Below are 22,640 nucleotides of genomic sequence, written 5' to 3'. Positions count from 1 at the left end.
TTATGTCTATTAAAGAATTTGTTCAGAAATTTTACAAGTCAGATGCCTTAATTGATAGCGAAATTTTAAAAACTTATCTGCATCCTGATGTTATTCTTGAATGGAACAGCAGTAAAGGTTTTATTCAAATGGATTATGATTCGATAGTTGAAATGGCCAATGAGCTTAGCCGTGCCTATGTGCGCTCTAAAGTTAGAATTAGCCATATTATTACCGAAGATGATTTAGTATCAGTACGTTACTCTCATTTTGTTAAAACAATCGAGAATCCGAGAGAAGAAATGCTTTTAGCGCATTTTGCAACCATTTGGCAGATAAAAGATGATAAACTTTATAGAGGTTATCAAATGAGTCAATTTTCTTAATATTTTTTTGACAATAAAAGAGTCAAAATACATTACAAAACCTTATTTTTGCAACACAAATTTAAAAACTACATAAAATATATATCATGAGTGTTTTAGTTAATAAAGATTCCAAAATAATTGTTCAGGGATTTACAGGAAGCGAAGGTACTTTCCATGCTTCTCAAATGATTGAGTACGGTACTAATGTTGTTGGAGGTGTTACTCCAGGAAAAGGTGGTACTAGCCATTTAGATCGTCCAGTTTTTAATACAGTAAAAGATGCTGTTGATCAAGCTGGTGCTGATACTTCTATCATTTTTGTTCCGCCAGCTTTTGCTGCTGATGCAATTATGGAAGCTGCTGATGCTGGAATTAAAGTAATTATTGCTATTACAGAAGGAATTCCTGTAGCAGATATGATTAAAGCAAATAATTATGTTAAAGAAAGAAATTCAAGATTAATTGGTCCAAACTGTCCAGGTGTAATTACTCCAGGTGAAGCTAAAGTTGGTATTATGCCAGGTTTCGTTTTCAAAAAAGGAACAGTTGGTATCGTTTCTAAATCAGGAACTTTAACTTATGAGGCTGCTGACCAAGTTGTAAAACAAGGTTTAGGAATCACTACAGCAATTGGTATTGGTGGAGATCCAATTATTGGAACTACAACTAAAGAGGCTGTTGAATTATTAATGAACGATCCAGAAACTGAAGCTATCATCATGATTGGAGAAATCGGTGGTCAACTTGAAGCTGATGCTGCAAGATGGGTAAAAGCTGATGGTAACCGTAAACCAGTTATTGGATTTATCGCTGGAGAAACTGCTCCTGCTGGTAGAACAATGGGTCACGCAGGTGCAATCGTTGGAGGTTCTGATGATACAGCTGCAGCTAAAAAACAAATTATGAGAGACAACGGAATTCACGTTGTTGATTCACCAGCTGAAATTGGTAAAAAAGTAAAAGAAGTACTTGGATAATTTTCAAGTTTCAAAATAAAAAATTCCAAAAAAAAAGTCTCAATATCCTGTTGAGACTTTTTTACATTTTAAAGGCTGAGGCGTAAATGAAAAAAACTTAGCATCTTAGAACCTCAGTATCTTAGAAGCTTAAAGAAGAAATATGTACAAAGAATTAGAAAAATTTAAGTCAACAAACAGTTTTGTTTTTACTGTAAATGATAGTTTAGAAGAAGTTTGCAACGCGCCAGAAGGAAGTGCAGGAATCTTTGTTGTTTATGCTGTTGAAGGTGATGAAAAAGAATTGATCATGGTTGGTTCTACAGGAACTGTTCAGAATGACGGAACTTTAAAAAGCAAAAATGGCGGACTTTACGACAAAATCGTAAACGGACACCAATTTGCTAAAACTGGAAGAAAATATTCTTGGCCAGCACAAATGAAACTAGAGAACATTGAAGCATTAGAAGTAGTTTGGTACGAAACTTTTGCTGGAGATGTAAAAGCGATTCCAACTGCGGTTGAAGGGCAAGTTTTGCAAAATTTCTTAGAGGCAAATGGTAAATTGCCAAGATGGAATGTAGCTTTTTAAGCAGTACAAAATTTATAGAAGAAAAGCCTTACTGTTTTCAGTAAGGCTTTTTTTTATGCTATAAAGTTTCAGTTTTTATAAGTGCACTTCATTTTATAAAATCATGGCGAAATGTTTTGAGAGCTTAAAATTTTAATAGCTGAATCTATTTTAGTTAATTAAAATTTAAATTATAGTAAATTTAAGTTTAATCAAAAACAAAAGGTAAATTCTGATGATTTTGGAAAAAGTTTATCTTTTTTTGTAATAAGTTGGGTTTTGATTATTTGCTTTTCTATATTTATCAAACAAAAACAAAAAATAATGTTAAAATTTGATTCTTTTTATAGGTCTTAAAATGAGTTGTCATGTAAAATACTTGTTTAATTTTTGTTAATTAAACGTTTTATAGGTTAGTTTAATTCTAAAAAAAATCAAAATTTAGTATACAATTTAATCCCTGTAATTAATCTGTTATTTAAAGAAATCCTTCTTAAATAATTTGATTTTACGCCCCAAAGCTTTTTTGTATGAGCCAAATTTTAAAGAACAAAGTTTTAGACGATTTTATTCTATGGAATAATTTGAAAAATGGTAATGAGAAATCATTCTCTTTACTTTTTGAGAAATATTATAGAGACTTAATCAGTTACGGCAATTCACTTTGTCCGTATGAAGAGAAAGTGCAAGATTGTATTCAAGATGTTTTTGCTGATATCTGGCTTTATCGCGACTCTCTTCAAGATAATGTTATTGTTAAAGCTTATTTGCTTTCTAGTGTTAGAAAGCGAATTGCGCGTTTGCATGAAAGAGATCATGTATTTAGAAAAACAACGACGACCGATGTTTTAGAATTTCTTTTTGACTTTTCTATAGAAAACCGTTTGGTTGAAGATGAAGTAACAGCTGAGCGCGTTTTGTATTTAAATAAATTATTGAACGATCTTCCAGGTCGCCAAAAAGAAGCGCTGTATCTGCGTTATCACCAAGGTCTTAGTGTAGATCAAATAGCCGACTTGTTAGATGTAAATTATCAATCGGCTAGCAATCTTTTGCATCGTGGTTTGTTAAGTCTTCGAAAAGAATGGAAGGGCAGTATTCCGCTTTTAATCCTTATATCTTCAGGGGTTTTTTAAAAATTTAAGAGAAAAACAAAAAAAAATCTTAAATAGATGAGTATATAATAAAAAAACTGTCCTCTATGTTTTTGTAACCCTAATAATGAGATGCAAAAACGTAACAATTATACCGAAATAGAAGACTTCTTAGCTGATGAATCTTTTCAATTATGGATTTTGTCCAAGATTGATGAACAAGGCTGGGAAGAATGGACTCTCGAAAATCTTCAAAGAGCCAAACTTGTTGAAGATGCAAGGCTTGTACTGTTGGCAATGCGAGTTCCAGAATCTAACTTATCTTCAAATGAAGTTCATGAAGCCTTGAAGGAAACTTGGCGTAAGATTGAACAAAGAGAAGAACTTTCTCAGCAAACTTCAAAAATTAAAAAATTAAAAGTACAGAGATATTGGATTAGCGGTGTTGCAGCTGCTATTTTGGTAGGTGTTTTTTCTGTATGGTTTTTTAGAACTGAATGGACTGCAAATGATAATGTAGTTACTTACAACGAACTGGTTCAGGAAAATGATGAAGGTTTGGTAGAACAAACTAATAATACTGAAAAGTCTCAGACCATTACTTTATCTGACGGAAGTTCGGTCTTATTACAGCCTAATAGTAAATTAAGTTACCCTAAAATCTTTACCGGAAACGAAAGAAAGGTGTATTTATCCGGCGAAGGTTTCTTTGAAATTAGTAAAAATCCTAAAAAGCCTTTTTTTGTTTATGCTAACGAAATTGTAACTCGAGTTGTGGGAACAAGCTTTAGAATAAAAGCTTATCCAGATCAGCAAAATGTTGAAGTTCTTGTTCGCACCGGTAAAGTAAAGGTAAAATCGAATGATTTAGTTCGAAGTAACGAAAATAAAGAAATTGTGCTGCTTCCAAATCAGGCTCTTCGATTTGCTCGTAAAGAATTGGTTTTTAATAAAATAACCAATATTACGCAAGATCCGATTTTAGTGAGCAGTGTGCGAAATATCGAGCAATTAAGCTTTGAGTTTACAGATATTCCTGTGGCACAAATACTTGAAACTATAGAGCAAGCTTATTTAGTAGATATTGATTTTCCTCACGACAAATTGAAAGACTGCCGATTAACTACTTCATTAAGCGATCAGCCGTTGGCCGAAAAGCTGAAAATAATCTGCAAAAGCATCGGTAATGATACTAATTATGAAATGAATGGAAATCAGATTGTAATTACGACTTCTGGCTGTAACTAGAATTCTTAATTCAATTAAAATAAAAAGAAAAAATCCAAAATTTTAACTAATTCAAAAACTAAAAAATAATTTGTAATTGCCTATGTAAAAAATGAATGCATAAAAAAAGTGCCGAGAATGCTGTAACATTATCGACACTTAAATCTGAATAAATCACTCTCTGTAAAGGGTAATTTATGATGTTTCTTAAAATACACGCGAATAGTATTAATCAAAACAAACCAAAATTATGAAAAAACCTGTTGTCAAGCAACGATTACTTCACCAAATCATGAAAATAACGCTGTTTCAGTTTGTGTTAGCGCTTGTGTTTTCAAGTGTTACTCTCGCAAATAATGTAAATGGGCAGAAAAAATTAGATACTAAAGTTACTATTACAGTTGATAATCTAACTTTAGACAATGCTTTATCAAAAATCGAAAAGTCTGCTCATGTAAAATTTTCCTATAACTCAAGACTTCCTCAACTAGGAGAGAAGGTTAGTATAGAAGCAAACCAAGAAACTCTGTCGAGCGTGCTTAGCAGAATATTGGTTCCTTTTAATATTACTTTTTCAGAAGTAAGCAATCAGATTGTTCTTCAAAAGAATACGATTAATACTTTTTCTTATGGAAACAATCATGATTCTTTGTTTGAAATTTTGGCTTTTGGACCCATTATTAAAGGAAAAGTTACAGACCAATCAGGAAGTCCGCTACCTGGTGCTACTGTAATGGCAAAAGGCACAAAAACAGCTGTCTTAACAGATTTTGATGGAAATTTCACGATCGAAATGCCTGCAAATGTAGACCGTTTGCTTATTTCTTATGTAGGTATGGAGACAAAAGAAATTGGTATTGACAATACTTCTCCAACAGTTGTTTTGACTGAAGCGGGTCAGAACTTAAAAGAGGTTGTGGTTACCACTGGATATGAAAAAACTTCAAAAAGAACGTTTACTGGTGCTATTAGTAAAATTTCGGGCACCGAATTAAAAATAGATGGTGTAGTTGACGTAAGCCGAATGATCGAAGGTAAAGCGGCTGGGGTTACCGTACAGAATGTTACAGGAACTTTTGGTACAGCTCCTAAAATTACCGTTCGTGGATCTTCTTCAATTTTTGGGGATACAAAGCCATTATGGGTTATTGATGGTGTTGTCCAAGAAGATATTATCAATATGTCTTTTGCTGATTTGGCATCTGGAAATTCAGAGACATTATTAAGTTCATCTGTAGCAGGCTTAAGTGCAAACGATATTCAAAGTATTGAAATTCTTAAAGATGCATCGGCTACGTCAATTTATGGTTCAAGATCGTTAAATGGAGTTGTTGTTGTAACAACAAAACAAGGACGTAGAGATTCTCCGTTAAAAATTAGCTACGGATTGGAACAGACTGTAAGAACAGTTCCAAATTATAGTCAATTTGATATTCTAAATTCTCAGGAATCTATGAGTATTTTTAAAGAAATGGAAGCTAAAGGATATTTAGACTTGCCAACTACTGTAAACGGAAGATATGGAGGCGCTTACAATATTTTAGGAAGAGCTATAAATACTTATAATCCTGAAACTGGAACTTATTTGGTTAATAATGATCCTGTTAGCCGTAATAATTTTTTGAAGAAATACGAGCAAGCCAATACAGATTGGTTCAGTGTTTTGTTTAGACCATCTATTACGCAAAATCACTCTTTAAGTTTTTCTGGTGGAGGCAAAAACAATACATTTTATGCTTCATTGGGTTATTATACAGATCCAGGGTGGACTATTGCCGATGATGTAAAACAGATTTCTAGTAACATTAAAGGAACTTTTTATGTCAACGATAGATTAAATATAACCTTATCTACATTGGCTTCTATTAGAGATCAAGGTGCTCCAGGGAGTTACGAAAGTGAAAAAGATGTTGTTTTTGGTAAAGTAACACGCGATTTTGACATCAATCCTTTTAATTATGTGTTGAATACAAGTAGAACTTTACGTCCGTATGACGATAATGGAAATTTGGAATACTACCGAAACAACTGGGCAAAAATGAACATCGTAAACGAATTGGCTAACAACTTCATGGAAATTGAGGTAAAAGATATTCGTTTTCAATTGGATTTAGATTATAAAATTAATCCGCATTTAACTTATAATTTAACGGGTTCAGCTCGTTATGCTAACACAAGTCGTGAGCATAAAATTTTAGAAGGTTCAAACGTTGTTGGTGCCTACAGAGCAGGAACAGCAATTGGAGAAGATGGGGTAAATACATTGGTTAGAGATCAGAATATCTTTTTATACCAAGATCCAAACGATTTAACAGCTCCAAAAGAATCAGTCTTGCCAAATGGAGGATTCTTAAGAAAGTTTACAAACGACATGACATCTTACAATTTAAGAAATAGTGTTAGCTACAGAAATATATTTAGTGACAAGCACGAAGTAGAAGGTTTGTTTGGAACTGAAATGAGAGTTGTCGATAGAACTAGTGATCAATTTACGGCTGCAGGTTTGCAATATGATCGTGGTTTAACTGCTTTTACAGATCCGAGAATTATCGAAAAAATAATTAATGCTGGAGATTCATACTACGGTTTTAATGAAGAAAAAGAAAGAACAGTAGGTTTCTTTGGTAAAGTAGGTTATACTTATGATAGGCGTTATACAGCTTCTGTTACAGGACGTTATGATGGTTCTAATAGACAAGGAGATAGCGATTCGTCAAGATGGCTGCCAACTTACACTTTTAGTGGAAAATGGAATGTGGCTGAAGAAAGCTTCATGAAAGATGTGCAATCAGTAAATACTTTAGCAGTACGAGCGTCATATGGTTTAACAGCTACTGCAGGACCAGCAACAAACTCTTTGGCGATTTACAAAAGTGCCATTACAGATCGTTTCGGACTTGATGATAGAGAATCAGGAATTAGAATTGAAGAGCTTCAAAACGGAAATTTGACTTGGGAAAAACAGTTTGAAACAAATATCGGACTTGATCTTGGAATGTTTAATAACAGAGTGCAGCTTACAACAGACGTTTACCGTCGTAAAGCTTTTGATCTTGTAGATTATGTAATTACTTCTGGTATTGGCGGACAAAGAATTAGACAAGGTAACAATGCCGATATGGAGACTAAAGGTTTGGAGGTTGGTATTACAACTAAAAACATTAATGGTAAAGATTTTAAATGGTCTACAAACCTTAATTTTTCTGTTTATCATCAAGAGATTACAAAATTGCAGAACACGCCAACGGCATTCGATTTAGTTGATTCAAACGGAGGAAATACGGTTGGACATCCAAGAAATTCATTGTACTCTTACCAATTTACAGGTTTGAACAACCAAGGTCTTCCTACGTTTATATTGCAAGACGGAGCAGAGAATAACATTACAGATGCTAATTTTCAGGATAATTTAAATGTTACTAAATATTTGAAATATGAAGGATCAATCGAGCCTAATAAATCATTTGGTTTTGCCAATACATTTACATACAAAAACTTGTCTCTGTACATATTCTTTGTAGGTTCAGGAGGAAATAAAGTTCGTTTAAATCCTGTATACGATAGTACTTACGATGATTTAACAGTGTTTACAAAAGACTTTACAAACCGTTGGATTAATCCTGGTGATGAAAATTATACCAATGTTCCAGTTATTGCAGACAGACGTTTAAATGCTAATTATGGCGGAGACCGTACCTTGGCAAGAGCTTATAATACGTATAATTATTCTGATGTTCGTATTGCAGATGGAGATTTTGTCAGATTAAAAAATATATCATTAAGCTGGGAATTTCCTGCTGATTTTAAAAAGAAAATCGGTGTGAGCACTTTTACATTAAAAGGCTCTGCGGTAAATCCTTGGTTAGTTTATTCTGATAAAAGATTAAATGGACAAGATCCCGAGTTTCGTAATTCTGGAGGAGTTGCTTTTCCTGTAACAACTCAATACACATTTACTTTAAACCTTTCATTATAATAGTCAAAATCATGAAAAACTTAAAAATAGCATTATCCCTATTAATACTCATTTGTATTACTAGCTGCGATGATTTCTTGTCGGAGAAACCAGATAATAGAACCGAAATTGATACGCCAGAAAAAATAAAAGAATTATTAGTAGAAGCCTATCCTCAAATGAGTTATTTCGAGATTGCTGAAACTATGTCTGATAATGTTTTTGATAGTGGATTAGCTACAACATTAGTAAGAAACGAGCAAAACTACAATTGGGAAATTAATACAGAAGCTACTGATATTGATACTCAAGCGTATTACTGGGATGCTTGTTATAGGGCAATTGCACACGCAAACAAAGCATTGGAGGCAATAGAAGAGTTGGGAAGTCCGGCAAGCTTAAATCCGCAAAAAGGTGAAGCTTTGATGGCGAGAGCTTATTCTCATTTTATGTTGGTTTCACTATGGTCAAAACGTTACAATCCAGCAACTGCAGATACAGATTTAGGGGTTCCGTATGTAACAAAACCAGAAACGGAATTGATAACAAAATATAAGAGAAATACACTTGCTGAAGTATATGCTTTTCTTGAAAAAGATATTGAAGAAGGTTTAAAGTACGTGACAAACGAGTATAAAGAACCAAAATTTCACTTTAATGTAGCGGCTTCAAAAGCTTTTGCCAGCAGATTTTATTTAGTAAAAGGAAATTGGGATAAAGTAATTGAATTGTCTAATGACTTAGGTTCTAGACCCTCAGCAATAAGAGATTTTTCAGTTTACGAACCTTTAAGTGTAGAAGATCAGCAGTTAAAATACGGAGCGAGTGATGTTGGAACCAATCTTTTGATCGTTTCTGCAAATACGATCGTAAGTAGAGTATACCATTTAAATCGTTTTAATTTATCAGGTTTACGCCGTCCAGAAATCTTTGGAACAAGCACAAATCTTTTCGGAAAAGCGTACTATTATAATTTTTATTCTTCAAACGGAAGTATCACATTGTTCTTGCCTAAGTTTTATGAATACTTTAAATATTCTAACGTAACAGCTGGAATTGGAGATCCTTATGTTGCTGAAGTATTATTAAGTAACGATGAGTTTTTCTTAAATAGAATCGAAGCGCATGTTATGAAGGGAGATATTGCTACGGCTACAGGAGAATTAGAATATTTCTTAGCAACAAGAACTCCAACATACAATCCGACAACAGATAAATTGACTGAGGCTAGAGTAGTGGCTAAATTCCCTGTAATTGCAGACGAATATACGCCATTCTATACAATGACTCCAGTGCAGACCTCTTATATAAAAGCAATTGCAGAAACAAGAAGAAGAGATTTTATACACGAAGGACTTAGATGGTTTGATATTAAACGTTTTAACCTAGTAGTTAGACACGAGACATCAAATAAACCAGCTAATATTTTAGTAAAAGACGATAACAGAAGAGCATTGCAAATTCCGTTGCACGCTTCAAGTACTGGTATCGAACTAAATCCTAGATAATCTTAAAAATGAAAATTATGAAATTATTAAAATATAATAAAATTGCGGTTTTAGCTCTAGTTTCGATAACTTTATTTTCATGTGGAAGCGATGACTTGCCTGGAGAAAGCCAATTAGATTTTACACAACCAGAGAAAACAAGTTTAGATAATTGGATTGACGCTACTTATTTAAATTCATACAACATTAATGTTCAGTATAAATGGAACCAAAACACGGTAGACAACAGTCGTTATTTATTCCCACCTGAAGTTGATAAAGTAAAACCTGCTCTTGAAATAGTTGAAACAATTTGGCTAAAAAGTTATGCCGCAATTGGAGGTCCAGATTTTGTAAAGAAAATTGCGCCAAGAGAAATTGTTTTGGTTGGAGGAGTTAATTTAAATAGTGTTGGAACCAAAACTTTAGGTTTGGCTGAAGGAGGGCAGAGAGTTACTTTGTTTGAAACAGATTATATCGATAAATCGGATCGCGAAAACGTAGCGCAGTTTATACATACAATTCAGCACGAATACATTCATATTTTAAATCAGAACAAACCTTTTGACGAAAAAACTTGGAAAACGCTTACACCGGGAGGTTATACCGCAGATTGGTACAATTTTGAAATTGAAGAATCAAATGAGCTTGGATTTATTACAAGTTATGCAAGATCAAATATTAACGAAGATTTTGCAGAAACGGCAGCGATGATTCTAATTTATACAAAAGCAGAATACGCGGCATTTTTGGATGGTATTGAAAATCCTTTTGCTCTTCAGGCTTTAAAATCAAAAGAAGCTATTGTGGTTAAGTATTTTAAAGAAGCATTCAACATGGATTTTTATGCTTTAAGAGATGAAGCAGAAAAGAATACAACATCTGTAATAAATTAAAACAAGCATTATGAAAATGAAACAACTATATAAGTACTTATTTGCAGCTGTTTTAATACTGCAATTGATCGCCTGTAATAATAATACAGATGCAGAACAACTTTTTAATGATACGCCTACCGCTCGATTAAATAAGCAAAAAACAGAGTTAAGCGAAGCACTGCTTTCATCTCAATACGGGTGGAAAGCGGTTTATTTTACAGATAATACAGTTTTAGGAGGATATACTCATTTATTTAGATTTGCTGACGATGGAACTGTGCAAATGGCATCAGATTTCGATACTGATACAGCTACTTATAAAAGTGAATACGCGATTCAAGTAGGAAGCACGGTGAGTTTAACTTTTACGACAAAAAATAGAATTCATCTTTTATCAGATTCAGACAATTATCCCATTCCGGCATTGAGAGCAAAAGGTTATTTAGGAGATTTTCAATTTTTGTACTATGGACAAGAAAATGGAGAAATCATTTTTAGAACCAACAGAAGCAATCAAGAATTACGTTTTGTAAAAGCAACTGCAGAAGATTGGACAGAATTGCCTAAAAATCTTCTGATGGAAAAGAATGTTATTGGAGGAGAAGAAAGACCACTTTTTAGACTATTGGAAACAAATGATGGTACGACTACGCATAAATTTGATTTTTCATTTACAGCAGTAACGCGTTTTGCAAACTCAAATTCTATTGAAAATGGTTACTCTGTAAGCTATAACATGGGAATAGGATATTCTCCAACAGGAATTGTAGTAAGTCCTGCAGTTGAAGTAGGTGGACAAAAATTATCAAATTTTGTTTATAACGATACTGATGGAAGTTTTACTGCAACAGGAACAGGTGGCGTATCTGCAGTTATAAAGTATACCGATAAACCGCTAGTTCTTACAGACGATTATAAACTATTGCTTCCAGGTAAGCCATTAGCTTGGTTTGGATTCTTTGTAGACGATTACACAATCGATTCACCAGCAAACTCATCATTATTTTACGCTGAACTAGAAAAAGTAAACGCATTGTTGCCGTCAGGACAAAGTATCGCATCTATTGAAATCTATAGCAATCATGCTATCGGAACTTTTATCTATTACACTTTTGTCGGAAGATCTCCTTTACAGCATCATGTTACTATCGAAGAAGACGCAGCAGGTAAGAAAATGATTTTGAAACATAAATCATGGAACGGAAATACTACCTTAGCGACACCAGCATTCTTGGCAAGTATTGATAAATACTTCATGGATCCGCAAGGAATTTATGTAAAAGCAGAAAGTTTCAGATTATTCTACTCAGATCCTGTTTATACATTTACAAGCGCGTCAAGTCCGTTTAGAATGACAACTTGGAAACTTAATTAATTTTAAAGAGCAGCTCAAAAAAATGAGCTGCTCTTATCCAGCATAATTTCTGAATCAAGTATATAACTTCTTAATTTATAGATATTATGATTAAAAAAATAATTACACCTGCAACTATAGCAATATTCTTTTGGCTAATAGGGTTGCTTATTGTAAATCAATATTATTATCCATACTTAAGACCTTATTTATATCTGTCCATAGTAGTAGCGATTGCGTGTGTAGTCATGAATAAGATTAATGAAGATAAAGACGAATAAAGACTGTCAATTAAAGACTGTCAATGACTTTTAGGGATACAAAATAGTATTGGTACAAGTGTATCTTTAAAAATGTGGCAAAATCATATTCTAAGATTTTTAGTTTTGTTTTTTTATTTTGGGGGAAACAGCTCATTTTTATGAGCTGTTTTTTGTTTTTTAAGTTTAATCTTTCTTTATGTAAATTTATTATACTTTTTTTCTTATATTTAAAGCTGAAATTAATTTTTCATGTCTGAAAACTCAACAGACAATAACGGATTGAGTTTACCAAAAAACCAAAGAACAAATAATTATGTTAAAATCAATTTTAAATTTTCAAGGAGTTGAGATTTTGAACCGCGAAGAGCAAAGAAGTATTAAAGCTGGAGAGTTAACTTGGGATTGTCAAACAGGAGATGGAGCCGTAATGGGGCAATACATTCATCCATGTATTGATCAGCCAGTTGAGATTATTCCAGCTCCAGAATTTGATTTGCCTTAATTATATTACTAGGTAAACTTTTAAGTAATAAAACCGTTTCAAATTGAAACGGTTTTTTGTTTTATGCTAAAGAAAAGCTCTTATTTATAAATTACACTAATGCTATTTTTTTTAAAAAGGGAAATATTATATATTTGACAAGTCATTTATAGCGTAGGTAAAACTTATGGAATTTTCTTTTTTAGCAGAAAATGCAAATAAGTAATGGCGCAAGCTGTAAAGAAATATTAACATTAATTTTGAATATGAAATTACTAGAAGGAAAAGTTGCAATTATTACTGGTGCAAGCCGTGGAATTGGAAAAGGAATTGCTGAAGTTTTTGCTAAACATGGAGCAAATGTTGCTTTTACATACAGCTCATCTGCAGCATCTGCAGAAGCTTTAGAAGCAGAATTAAATGCTTTAGGAGTAAAAGCTAAAGGATACCAATCTAATGCAGCAGATTTTAACGAAGCTCAGACTTTTGTTGATGCTGTTTTAGCAGATTTTGGAACTGTTGACATCTTAATCAACAACGCCGGAATTACAAAAGACAATTTGTTAATGCGTATGTCTGAGGCAGATTTTGACCAAGTAATTGATGTGAATTTGAAATCGGTTTTTAATATGACAAAAGCGATTCAGAAAACTTTCTTGAAACAAAGAGCAGGATCTATCATTAATATTAGTTCTGTTGTTGGAGTTTCTGGAAACGCAGGTCAAACAAATTATGCAGCTTCAAAAGCAGGTGCAATCGGATTTACTAAATCTGTAGCTCTTGAGTTAGGTTCTCGTAATATTCGTTGCAATGCAATCGCACCAGGTTTTATCGAAACTGAAATGACTGCAAAATTAAGTGAAGATGTAGTAAAAGGATGGAGAGAAGGTATTCCGTTGAAACGCGGAGGAACTACAGAAGACGTTGCAAACGCTTGTCTTTTCTTAGCTTCAGACATGAGTGCTTACATTACAGGACAAGTTCTTAATGTTTGCGGAGGAATGCTAACCTAAGGCACTGAGGTGCTAAGTTGCAAAGGTTCAAAGGTTTTGAAATCTTTGAATTATTAATCTTCCAATTACTGAATAAATTATGACTACAAACACGATTCTTTTATTATTGCTTTCTTTAGTAATTGCTGGTGGTTTGTCGTATTTTCAATATTTTTTCAAAGCCAAAAGTAAATCCAATGTGATTATACTTTTGGCTTTTTTGCGTTTTCTAGCCATTTTCGGATTGTTGGTTTTATTGATAAATCCGATTATTTCAAAAAACTCTCTTGAAATTACCAAAACGCCTCTGGCAGTTGTGGTTGATAATTCGAGTTCTATTGCCGCTTTAAAATCAGACCAGAAAGCGGTTGAATTATATCAAAAAGTGGTTTCGAATCCAGCTTTAAAAGAAAAATTCGATGTTCAAACCTATCAGTTTGATAATGATTTTAAAACTTCAGACCAATTTGATTTCAAAGGAAATCAGACCAATTTAGACGAAGTGGCCAAAAATCTAAAAAGCATCCACAAAAATCTGATTTTCCCAACAGTCATTATTACTGACGGAAATCAAACTACAGGAAACGATTATGTATATCGTTTTGATCCTGTCAATAAAGTTTATCCTTTGGTTGTGGGAGATACAACCACTTTTTTTGATTTAAAAATCAATCAGTTAAACGTAAATAAATACGCTTTTCACAAAAATAAATTTCCAGTTGAAGTTTTTCTGCAATATGGAGGAGATAAAACCACAAATGCAGAATTTACCATTACGCAAGGAAGCACAGTTGTAGCAAAAGAAAAACTAGCTTTCTCGCCATCAAAGAAAACAGTTTCGCTAAACTTGCTTCTTCCAGCAGACAAAGTAGGATTGCAGATTTATAAAGCCAATATTCAATCATCTGCAAAAGAAAAAAACAGTTATAATAACGTCAAAAATTTTGCAGTAGAAATAATAGATCAAAAATCAACTGTTGCAATTGTTTCTGCTATAAATCATCCAGATATTGCGGCTTTAAAGCGCTCTATTGAAGTTAATGCACAGCGTAAAGTGATTTTAGCTAAACCAAATCAGATTAATGATTTAGAAGGTATTTCTGTTTTGGTTTTATATCAGCCAACAGCAGCTTTTAAAGCGATATTTGACAACAATAAATTAAAAGGGACAAATACTTTTATTATAACAGGAAACAATACCGATTTCAATTTTCTAAATCAGCAGCAGAACAATCTAATTTTTAAAATGAGTAATCAGCGAGAAGATTTTTTATGTGAATTCCAATCAGCCTTCAACCTGTTTGCAATAGATAATATTGGTTTTGAAAATTTCCCGCCTTTGCAAAATCCGTTTGGAAATATAAGCACTAACGGAAATGTGTCTGTATTGCTTTCTTCAAAAATTAGAAACGTTTCTACCAATGCACCTTTATTGGCTTTCGCCGAAAATCAAGGAAAAAGAACCGCTTTTCTTTTAGGAGAAAATAGCTGGAAATGGCGTTTGCAAAGTCATGTCGATAATCAGTCATTTGAGAAATATGATGTTTTTATGGATAAGATTATTCAATATTTAGCATCATCGACTTCAAAGAAATCATTAGTAGTATCTCACGAAAGTTTTTATAATTCTGGCGAAGAAATCATTATTAACGCTCAATATTTCAATAAAAATTATGAGTTTGATGAAAAAGCCAGACTTACCATTACTGTTGTAAATGCTGCGACGAAACAAACTAAAAACTACGATTTACTGAAGGGAAGCAATTCTTTCTCGGCTAATTTAGAAGGACTTCCAGCAGGAAAATATAACTTTACAGTAAAAGAATTAAACTCGAATACTTCATACGCAAGTCATTTTGAAATTTTAGATTTTGATATCGAAAAGCAATTCGTAAATCCGGATGTGGTTAAATTACAGCAATTGGCTCAGCAAACAGGAGGAAAAGCTTTCTTCGAAGATCAAGCCGATCAATTGATTAATACACTTTTAGAAAACAAAGAATACAAATCAATTGAAAAAAATATCTCAAGTAAAACGCCAATTATTGACTGGGTTTGGTTATTGATTTTGATTGCTACTTTACTAACAATTGAATGGTTTGTTAGAAAGTATAATGGGTTGCTTTAAAATGAAGTGTTATGTCTTTTAAAAAAGTTTTCATTTTCTTTAGTCTGTTTTTTTGTGCTATTTTTTTTTGGATTTACATAAACGCTAGAAAAGAAAATAGAAATGACTATCAATTTGTGATCACTAAAATTAATGAAAATGCAAAAGGTAACATTACTGTGGATGGTGTGGAAAAGAAATTCAATTTTGCTAATTTTAATTCTTATAAGATCGATATTCAAAAAGACGATAGTTTAGTTAAAAAAGCATTTTCAAAAAAAGTTTATATTTATAGAAAAGATAAAAAAATAGGTAAATATAATTTAGTTTTATTATTAAACGAATCTGGAACATTTCCAATAGATTGGCAATAATTATTTATCTTTAATTTTTTTGAAATGGATTTCAGGCTAAAAGTTTTCTACACCGTTGCGCTCCGCCTTAATTTTACTAAAGCGGCAACAGAACTGTATATTACTCAGCCAGCAGTTTCTAAACATATCCAAGAATTAGAGGAAACCTATAAAACCAAACTTTTTGAACGAAACGGTTCTAAAATCGCTTTAACTCCAGCTGGAAAAATCCTTCTAAAATATACTAAAAGTATTTTTGATATCTATCGCGAAATAGACTTTGAAATGAGTTCTTTTAATAAAGAACGTCAAGGTTTGCTTAGGCTAGGAGCTAGTACAACCATTTCACAATATATTATTTCACCAGTTTTGGCGCGTTTTCATCAAAAGCAAAAAGATATAAAAGTCAATTTGCTGAATGGAAATACAGAACAAATCGAAAATGCCTTAATCAATAAAGAAATTGAAATCGGAATTGTAGAAGGACAATCTAAAAATCAATCTATAAAATACATTCCGTTTTTAAAAGACGAATTGGTTTTGGTTTGCAACAGTCATAATCCTTTTGTAAAACAAAATGAAATTTCGGTAAACGATTTGAAATCAATGAAATTTCTAACTCGCGAACGCGGATCTGGAACACTTGAAGTTATAGAATTTGCATTGAAAAAAGTAAATTTGAAACTAACCGATTTACAGATAGAAATGCAATTAGGAAGTACAGAAAGCATAAAATCATATTTACTAAACTCAGATTGTTTTGCTTTTATGTCTATTCATGCTGTGAGCAAAGAGTTGAAAAATAAAGAATTGATTGTTTTGGATGTAGAAAAGTTATCAATAGAAAGATATTTTTATGTGGCTACGTTACAAGGAAAATCAGATTCATTATCAGAACTGTTTATTCAGAATTTAGCATCTCATTATAACTTGAAGTTATAGCCAATTGCAATTTACGATTGGCGTTTTCAATATAAACAGCGGAACTTTGCTACATAATATCAATACCCATTTATTTTGAAAACAAAAGAACAAACCACAGCACAATTATTTGAAATTAATCAGTCCTTGCAGCAAGTCCTTTTTCTTGCCGTAATTCTTTTATGTTTATTTTCGATTATTTCTCCGCCGATCGCGCTTTTATTAGGCGTTTTAATTGTGAATCTTTTCGGGAATCCATTTGTAGAATTTAATCACAAAGCCATTACATTTTTGTTGCAGTTTTCGGTTGTTGGTTTAGGATTCGGGATGAATGCCCATAGCGCTGTTTCAGCTGGTAAAGAAGGATTTGTTCTAACGGTTTTTTCAATCTTCAGTACTTTACTTTTTGGATTATTGTTAGGCAAATGGCTTAAAACAGAAAGAAAAACGTCTCATTTAATTTCTTGCGGAACGGCAATCTGCGGAGGAAGTGCGATCGCAGCCATTTCGCCAGTTATCAAATCAAACGAAAATCAGACTTCAATTGCTTTGGGAGTTATTTTTATACTGAATTCAATTGCTTTGTTTGTTTTTCCATTTATTGGGCATCAATTAGATTTGTCACAAAAAGATTTCGGTCTTTGGTGCGCTATTGCCATTCACGATACGAGTTCTGTAGTTGGTGCTGCCAATAAATACGGCGCAGAAGCATTACAAGTTGCCACAACAGTAAAACTAGCCAGAGCTTTATGGATTATTCCAATTTCAATCTTGACCGCTTTTCTTTTTAAAAGCAAGAATTCAAAAATCAAGATCCCTTATTTTATTGGTTTGTTTGTTATAGCAATGCTAGTGAATACGTATGTTCCGTCAACAGCCATTTTTACAGGACATCTTGTTGGAATTGCCAAAATTGGTCTAACCATAACTTTGTTCCTAATTGGAGCGACTTTAAACTTTGCCACTTTAAAAGCAGTAGGAGTAAAGCCATTGCTACAAGGCGTTTTTCTTTGGATTTTTATTGCTGTTTTAGCTTTAGTATCAATTCTTTATTTGAACTAATATTTTTTAACCGCAAAGAGCACAAAGAATTACGCAAAGTTCGCAAAGTTTTTTGTGCAAAGCTTTGCGAACTTTGCGTTTTATTCAAAATTTTAGGTAAATAAACTTTGCGCTCTTTGCGGTAAAACTATACTCAAAGTTTTTTTCAAACTATTATTTTACATTAGAGAATTTTACAATAGGTTTGTCCATCATTTTGTAAAATTTTCCTTTGAATGAATAACGTCTTTCAATCTCAAAATCAAATGCTTTTTTGGTTTTGGCCATTGTTGCAATTTCTTCGGGAAATGCAACGTCAAATTCGTCTTCGCCTCTTGCTTTTATATTATAAGTTCCTTTTGTGGTAATGATAATATCTCTAAAATGTTTCTTAGAATTCTCATTGACTACTTTGTAAGATCCGCTCCAAGCAATAAAAGAAGAGTTAGTTAGCTGATAATTATTGACTTCCAGAATGGGCTGATATTTCCCGCCAAAACCAGCAATGAGATAAAGATAGCCTTCATAAGCGCCACCAGCACCACCGTTTGCATGAATCAAAGAAAGGGCATATTGATCTTCTCCAATTTCAACCAATTTAGGAGTCGGACATCGCGCAAAAGCCCCAAACGCAGCTACTGCAGGTTGGAAAGATCTCATTTCCCAAACATTATCATTCTTTGCAAACTTAGCCACGCCTAACAATCCACCAGAAAAACGCCCTGTTTGGAGTCCGTCTTCGTCATGAACAGAATGGTTAAAAGCTAAAATTTTAAATTGATTTCCTTTTGAATCGCTGTAATCAATATTAGCTATAAGTCTTGTGGCAACGCCTTCTGTATAAGGAAACATTTGATCGCCTTCTACGCCATTTACATCAAGAAAGGGAGAAGGTTGGCATGATTTGCATTTCCAGCTTATAAAAGTGTTTTTATCAGAAAGATGATATAAATTGCCAGGAAATAGTTTTTGCATTGTTTTCTCACCGTTTAACGGATCAGAAACTTTAAGAATTCTTTTTGGGTTTAATAGGGTGTCGCTAATATTTTTTAGCTGTAAATCAGTTTCTTGTGCAAAGCAAAAAGTAGATATAAGTAGAAATAAATTTAAGGTAATCTGGCGCATAAAATTAAATTTTGTTAGTAAAGCAAATGTATAAAGAAAATTAGTGTTAATATAGGCTTATGCTGTTTTTAAAGCTTAAAATCTCAAAAAAATAAAATTGTAGAATCTTATTGATAGTATTTTTTGCGTATTCTTTAATTAAAGCTAAATTTGCTCCCTCTAATAAAAAAACAAATGAAAAAAATCCAAATGAGACCAAAATTAATCGCTTTCGGTGCATTAGTTATTGGCTTTATTATGCTGTCATGGGGAAATGTTGGCCATGAGCGTATTAACAAAGCTGCTGTAATGGCTTTACCAAAACAATTACAGATATTTTTCTACAATCACATTGATTTTATTACACAAGAAGCTTCGGTTCCAGATATCCGTAAGTATGCTTTAAATTATAAAGAAGAAGGCCAAAGACACTATTTTGATATGGAAAACTTTGGTGCTGCTGACACTTATCCAAAAACATTAGAAGAAGCGAAACAAAAATACGATGCTAAATTCTTATCGGATAACGGAATCTTGCCATGGTATTTGGAAGAAATGATGGCAAAACTGACTAAAGCTTTTAAAGAAAAAAATAAAGCTGAAATCTTATTCTTAGCGGCAGATTTAGGTCATTATGTTGGTGATGCACACATGCCATTGCATACTTCTGCAAATCACGATGGACAATTAACAGACCAAAAAGGAATTCATTCACTTTGGGAAAGCAGATTGCCAGAGTTATTTGTTAAAAATTACAAATTAAATGTTCCTGAAGCGCAATATTATCCAGATGTTCACAAAGCAATTTGGGACTTGATTAACGATACGCACAGTTTAGCACAGCCTTTATTGGATATCGACAAAAAATTAAGAGTAGCAACTCCGCAAGACAAAGTGTTTAAAATGGATGCTGAAGGAAATGTATTGAAAACGAAATACAATACAGCTGTTTTCTCTGATGACTATGCTAAAAAACTGCACGAACAATTGAACGGAATGGTTGAAAGCCAAATGAAAAAAGCTATTGCAGCAACTGCAAGTTTCTGGTATACGGCTTGGATAAATGCTGGAAAACCAGATTTGAGCGATTTAGATGCGCCAGCTGTGACTCAAAGAAACTATCAATTTTTACAGGATGATTTGAAAATGTTCCAAAAAGGAGATTTATTTGGAATGAAAAATCAGAATGACTAAATTTTTGTTTCAAGTTTCATATTGAAATAGAACTTAAAAAGCCTCAGATTCCTTATGATCTGAGGCTTTTTTGATTGCTTATATTAACGAATGTTTGCGTATAATTTTTTATTCTTATTGGCTAAATCTTTAAGCTGATATTCTTTCTCTTTCAATACGTAAGAAGCTGATTGATAATAAGAAATAGTTTCGTTAACTAGATTCTTGTTTTCTCTTTTCAATGGTATTTCATCATAATGAATTTGGAATTCGGGAGAAATACCAGCTTTGCTATTTTGTTTTAATTGAAACTGTTTGATCTGCTGTTTCGGAGATAAAATAGTCAAAACATTATCTTTTATTAATCCTAAATCCTGATAGGTAGCAATAAAAGCTCTTGGCTGATAATCTGGTTTGAAAACATCACATCCAAAGAATTTACTTTGGTAATCAAAATTTAAAAGACCAAATAATGTTGGCATAACATCTATTTGAGACATCAATTTAGTGCATTTTTCAGGCTTCATATTTGGAGTATATATTAAAGCTGGAATTCTATATTTATCTAATGGAAGTTCCGTTTTTCCTGCGCTCGATGCACAGTGATCGGCAACAATTACAAAAACCGTATTTTTAAACCAAGGCTTTTTTTGAGCTTGCTTAAAGAATTGGCTTAAAGCAAAATCGGTATATTTTACACCGCCATCGCGAGATTTAATATCCCCAGGAATGTCAATTTTATTATTAGGATAAGTAAAAGGCCTATGATTGCTTACTGTCATAATATGATTGAAAAAAGGCTTATTCTGCTTCGCTTCAGCATTCATCACTTTAATCGCTTTGTTGTACATGTCTTCATCACAAACTCCCCAAACGTTAGAAAAAGTAACTTCGTTTTCGGCAAAACTAGATTTGTCAATAATTTGATAACCATTCCCAGTATAGAAATCCTGCATATTATCAAAAAACGCATCTCCACCGTACATGAATTTTACATTGTAACCTTTTTGAAGAAAGACAGATCCAGTCGAAAATTTGTTTTTATTATCCTCTCTTTTTACAACGCTTTCTCCAGCCGTTGGAGGAAGACATAAAGTTACGGCTTCTAGACCGCGTACAGTTCTGTTTCCAGCTGCATATACATTTGTAAACAACAAGCTTTTTTGAGCAAGACTATCTAGAAAAGGTGTAATATTTTGTTCGTTCCCATACATTTTCATGAAATCGGCACTTAAACTTTCAATCGTAATTAAAACTACATTTTTACGTTGTTCAAGCGAATCTTCTTTTATTTCGCGCAAAGTGTTTGTTCCTGAAATAGTAGGCATTTTTTCCTTTAATATGGCAAAAGCTTTTTCGTTTGGAATCGTTTTGTAGAATTTAAAATAATCTAATTTATTGTTCTGAAAAGCCAGATAGAATTTATAAATGCCATTCGATTGCAATTCGTTAACGAATATATTTTTAGAGTTTTCTGTTTTAGCCAAACTAGGAATCGCCAATAAAGAAAAAACAAATAAAACGGCGTAAATAGCTGTAATTTTTAATTTTTCATTAAAACTAGGAATCTCGTCAATATAGTTTCTTGATTTTTTTATGATGAAAAACGTAATAATCCCAGTGATAATAAATAATGCAGAGAAAATAGGGACTACAGGATAAGATTGCATAATGTTTCCAATTACTTCGTTAGTATAAATTAGGTAATTGACAGCGATGAAATTGTATTTAACACCAAACTCATTCCAGAAGAAAAATTCACTTATTGCGTTTTGTAAAATCAGTAAAACGTAAAGGAAAATCACAAAAGCAAAAAGCCAAAATCGGATCTTATCTCTGTGTTTGGGCAAGAAAAGAAAAAGCGCAAAAAGAAGTGTTTTTATCGAAACGAAAATCAAAACGATTCTAGGCAAAGCGCCACCATATTCATCAAAAATACTTTTTCCAGAAGCGATATATAGTAATAGTGCCAAAAAAGCGGCTAGTATAATATATCCATTTGGTTTGTTATATTTTGAATTTGAAATAAAAATAAGATACAACCACAAGAAAGCCAGAGCTACAGAAAAAACGAAAAAGTCTGATACTAAACCCAATGAGAAGATTTTTAAGCTCTCAGAAAAGGTAAACGAACTTTGAGTGATGGGATGAAATAATAATACAATTCTAAGGGTAAAACTCACAATAAAATAGAGTAAAGATAGATTGTAAAAAGGAGAAAGCTTTTTTGAAAAATTCATCAGATTATTTTTTTTACAAAATTACTTTCGATTGATTAATGCCAGATTAAGTTCCACTTTTACCTTACTTAACGTTAACTTAAAGTTTGCTTAAGA

General features: G+C 32.7%; 18 protein-coding genes. 16 read left to right on the top strand and 2 right to left on the bottom strand.

Annotated elements, in window-relative coordinates:
* The first annotated feature begins 2 nt into the window (after positions 1 to 2).
* The 15 genes from SOM12_RS12040 (at position 3) to SOM12_RS11970 (ending at position 18,048) form a co-directional block, all read left to right on the top strand.
* Positions 3 to 365, top strand: coding sequence for a nuclear transport factor 2 family protein (locus SOM12_RS12040; RefSeq protein WP_095929276.1), 363 nt, complete (start codon positions 3 to 5; stop codon positions 363 to 365).
* A gap of 86 nt (positions 366 to 451) precedes the next feature.
* Positions 452 to 1,324, top strand: coding sequence for a succinate--CoA ligase subunit alpha (gene sucD, locus SOM12_RS12035; RefSeq protein ID WP_057118027.1), 873 nt, complete (start codon positions 452 to 454; stop codon positions 1,322 to 1,324).
* Positions 1,325 to 1,466: 142 nt separating this feature from the next.
* Positions 1,467 to 1,895 carry a hypothetical protein gene (locus SOM12_RS12030; RefSeq protein ID WP_320493587.1) on the top strand — a complete coding sequence of 143 codons (429 nt, stop codon included), beginning with the start codon at positions 1,467 to 1,469 and terminating at the stop codon, positions 1,893 to 1,895.
* 509 nt (positions 1,896 to 2,404) lie between these two features.
* Positions 2,405 to 3,010: an RNA polymerase sigma factor gene (locus tag SOM12_RS12025; protein ID WP_320493586.1), complete on the top strand. Its 606-nt coding sequence runs from the start codon at positions 2,405 to 2,407 to the stop codon at positions 3,008 to 3,010.
* A gap of 90 nt (positions 3,011 to 3,100) precedes the next feature.
* A complete protein-coding gene (locus SOM12_RS12020) occupies positions 3,101 to 4,216 on the top strand; it encodes a FecR family protein (RefSeq protein ID WP_095929279.1) in 1,116 nt (371 codons plus the stop codon).
* 229 nt (positions 4,217 to 4,445) lie between these two features.
* The gene (locus SOM12_RS12015) at positions 4,446 to 8,171 is read left to right on the top strand and encodes a SusC/RagA family TonB-linked outer membrane protein (RefSeq protein WP_320493585.1); all 3,726 of its coding nucleotides are present in this window, start codon (positions 4,446 to 4,448) and stop codon (positions 8,169 to 8,171) included.
* A gap of 11 nt (positions 8,172 to 8,182) precedes the next feature.
* Entirely contained in the window at positions 8,183 to 9,658 is a 1,476-nt protein-coding gene (locus SOM12_RS12010) for a RagB/SusD family nutrient uptake outer membrane protein (protein WP_320493584.1), read from the top strand.
* A gap of 17 nt (positions 9,659 to 9,675) precedes the next feature.
* A complete protein-coding gene (locus SOM12_RS12005; protein WP_320493583.1) occupies positions 9,676 to 10,533 on the top strand; it encodes a substrate import-associated zinc metallohydrolase lipoprotein in 858 nt (285 codons plus the stop codon).
* Between the two features lie 16 nt (positions 10,534 to 10,549).
* Positions 10,550 to 11,890 carry a DUF4302 domain-containing protein gene (locus SOM12_RS12000; protein ID WP_320493582.1) on the top strand — a complete coding sequence of 447 codons (1,341 nt, stop codon included), beginning with the start codon at positions 10,550 to 10,552 and terminating at the stop codon, positions 11,888 to 11,890.
* Between the two features lie 555 nt (positions 11,891 to 12,445).
* The gene (locus SOM12_RS11995; protein WP_141248133.1) at positions 12,446 to 12,634 is read left to right on the top strand and encodes a hypothetical protein; all 189 of its coding nucleotides are present in this window, start codon (positions 12,446 to 12,448) and stop codon (positions 12,632 to 12,634) included.
* A 245-nt stretch (positions 12,635 to 12,879) separates the two neighbouring features.
* Positions 12,880 to 13,626, top strand: a complete 747-nt coding sequence (gene fabG, locus SOM12_RS11990; protein WP_095929284.1) for a 3-oxoacyl-[acyl-carrier-protein] reductase — start codon at positions 12,880 to 12,882, stop codon at positions 13,624 to 13,626.
* A gap of 79 nt (positions 13,627 to 13,705) precedes the next feature.
* Positions 13,706 to 15,733: a hypothetical protein gene (locus tag SOM12_RS11985; protein ID WP_320493581.1), complete on the top strand. Its 2,028-nt coding sequence runs from the start codon at positions 13,706 to 13,708 to the stop codon at positions 15,731 to 15,733.
* Positions 15,734 to 15,744: 11 nt separating this feature from the next.
* Positions 15,745 to 16,086 carry a hypothetical protein gene (locus SOM12_RS11980; protein ID WP_095929286.1) on the top strand — a complete coding sequence of 114 codons (342 nt, stop codon included), beginning with the start codon at positions 15,745 to 15,747 and terminating at the stop codon, positions 16,084 to 16,086.
* Between the two features lie 24 nt (positions 16,087 to 16,110).
* Positions 16,111 to 17,007, top strand: a complete 897-nt coding sequence (locus SOM12_RS11975) for a LysR family transcriptional regulator (RefSeq protein ID WP_095929287.1) — start codon at positions 16,111 to 16,113, stop codon at positions 17,005 to 17,007.
* 75 nt (positions 17,008 to 17,082) lie between these two features.
* Entirely contained in the window at positions 17,083 to 18,048 is a 966-nt protein-coding gene (locus tag SOM12_RS11970) for a YeiH family protein (RefSeq protein WP_320493580.1), read from the top strand.
* Between the two features lie 153 nt (positions 18,049 to 18,201).
* On the opposite strand, the gene SOM12_RS11965 is transcribed toward SOM12_RS11970, so the two are convergent.
* Positions 18,202 to 19,002, bottom strand: coding sequence for a hypothetical protein (locus SOM12_RS11965; protein WP_320493579.1), 801 nt, complete (start codon positions 19,000 to 19,002; stop codon positions 18,202 to 18,204).
* A 324-nt stretch (positions 19,003 to 19,326) separates the two neighbouring features.
* Here SOM12_RS11965 and SOM12_RS11960 point away from each other — a divergent pair, with 324 nt between their 5' ends.
* Positions 19,327 to 20,325 carry a zinc dependent phospholipase C family protein gene (locus SOM12_RS11960; RefSeq protein ID WP_320493578.1) on the top strand — a complete coding sequence of 333 codons (999 nt, stop codon included), beginning with the start codon at positions 19,327 to 19,329 and terminating at the stop codon, positions 20,323 to 20,325.
* A gap of 83 nt (positions 20,326 to 20,408) precedes the next feature.
* On the opposite strand, the gene SOM12_RS11955 is transcribed toward SOM12_RS11960, so the two are convergent.
* Entirely contained in the window at positions 20,409 to 22,544 is a 2,136-nt protein-coding gene (locus SOM12_RS11955; protein ID WP_320493577.1) for an LTA synthase family protein, read from the bottom strand.
* Between the last annotated feature and the right edge of the window lie 96 nt (positions 22,545 to 22,640).

It is taken from the genome of Flavobacterium sp. CFBP9031, assembly GCF_034044945.1.
GTDB lineage: Bacteria > Bacteroidota > Bacteroidia > Flavobacteriales > Flavobacteriaceae > Flavobacterium.
Note: the sequence above shows the minus strand (reverse complement) of the source record. Positions and strands in the feature narration are given on the sequence as shown.

What these genes read in the sequence shown, in the direction of transcription:
- SOM12_RS12030 (WP_320493587.1), top strand. Translation starts at nt 1,467, where the DNA reads ATGTACAAAGAATTAGAAAAATTTAAGTCAACAAACAGTTTTGTTTTT.
- SOM12_RS11975 (WP_095929287.1), top strand. Translation starts at nt 16,111, where the DNA reads ATGGATTTCAGGCTAAAAGTTTTCTACACCGTTGCGCTCCGCCTTAAT.
- SOM12_RS12000 (WP_320493582.1), top strand. Translation starts at nt 10,550, where the DNA reads ATGAAACAACTATATAAGTACTTATTTGCAGCTGTTTTAATACTGCAA.
- SOM12_RS11955 (WP_320493577.1), bottom strand. Translation starts at nt 22,544, where the DNA reads ATGAATTTTTCAAAAAAGCTTTCTCCTTTTTACAATCTATCTTTACTC.
- SOM12_RS11960 (WP_320493578.1), top strand. Translation starts at nt 19,327, where the DNA reads ATGAAAAAAATCCAAATGAGACCAAAATTAATCGCTTTCGGTGCATTA.
- SOM12_RS12010 (WP_320493584.1), top strand. Translation starts at nt 8,183, where the DNA reads ATGAAAAACTTAAAAATAGCATTATCCCTATTAATACTCATTTGTATT.
- SOM12_RS12005 (WP_320493583.1), top strand. Translation starts at nt 9,676, where the DNA reads ATGAAATTATTAAAATATAATAAAATTGCGGTTTTAGCTCTAGTTTCG.
- fabG (WP_095929284.1), top strand. Translation starts at nt 12,880, where the DNA reads ATGAAATTACTAGAAGGAAAAGTTGCAATTATTACTGGTGCAAGCCGT.
- SOM12_RS11995 (WP_141248133.1), top strand. Translation starts at nt 12,446, where the DNA reads ATGTTAAAATCAATTTTAAATTTTCAAGGAGTTGAGATTTTGAACCGC.
- SOM12_RS11985 (WP_320493581.1), top strand. Translation starts at nt 13,706, where the DNA reads ATGACTACAAACACGATTCTTTTATTATTGCTTTCTTTAGTAATTGCT.
- SOM12_RS11980 (WP_095929286.1), top strand. Translation starts at nt 15,745, where the DNA reads ATGTCTTTTAAAAAAGTTTTCATTTTCTTTAGTCTGTTTTTTTGTGCT.
- SOM12_RS12020 (WP_095929279.1), top strand. Translation starts at nt 3,101, where the DNA reads ATGCAAAAACGTAACAATTATACCGAAATAGAAGACTTCTTAGCTGAT.
- SOM12_RS12025 (WP_320493586.1), top strand. Translation starts at nt 2,405, where the DNA reads ATGAGCCAAATTTTAAAGAACAAAGTTTTAGACGATTTTATTCTATGG.
- sucD (WP_057118027.1), top strand. Translation starts at nt 452, where the DNA reads ATGAGTGTTTTAGTTAATAAAGATTCCAAAATAATTGTTCAGGGATTT.
- SOM12_RS12040 (WP_095929276.1), top strand. Translation starts at nt 3, where the DNA reads ATGTCTATTAAAGAATTTGTTCAGAAATTTTACAAGTCAGATGCCTTA.
- SOM12_RS11965 (WP_320493579.1), bottom strand. Translation starts at nt 19,002, where the DNA reads ATGCAAAAACTATTTCCTGGCAATTTATATCATCTTTCTGATAAAAAC.
- SOM12_RS12015 (WP_320493585.1), top strand. Translation starts at nt 4,446, where the DNA reads ATGAAAAAACCTGTTGTCAAGCAACGATTACTTCACCAAATCATGAAA.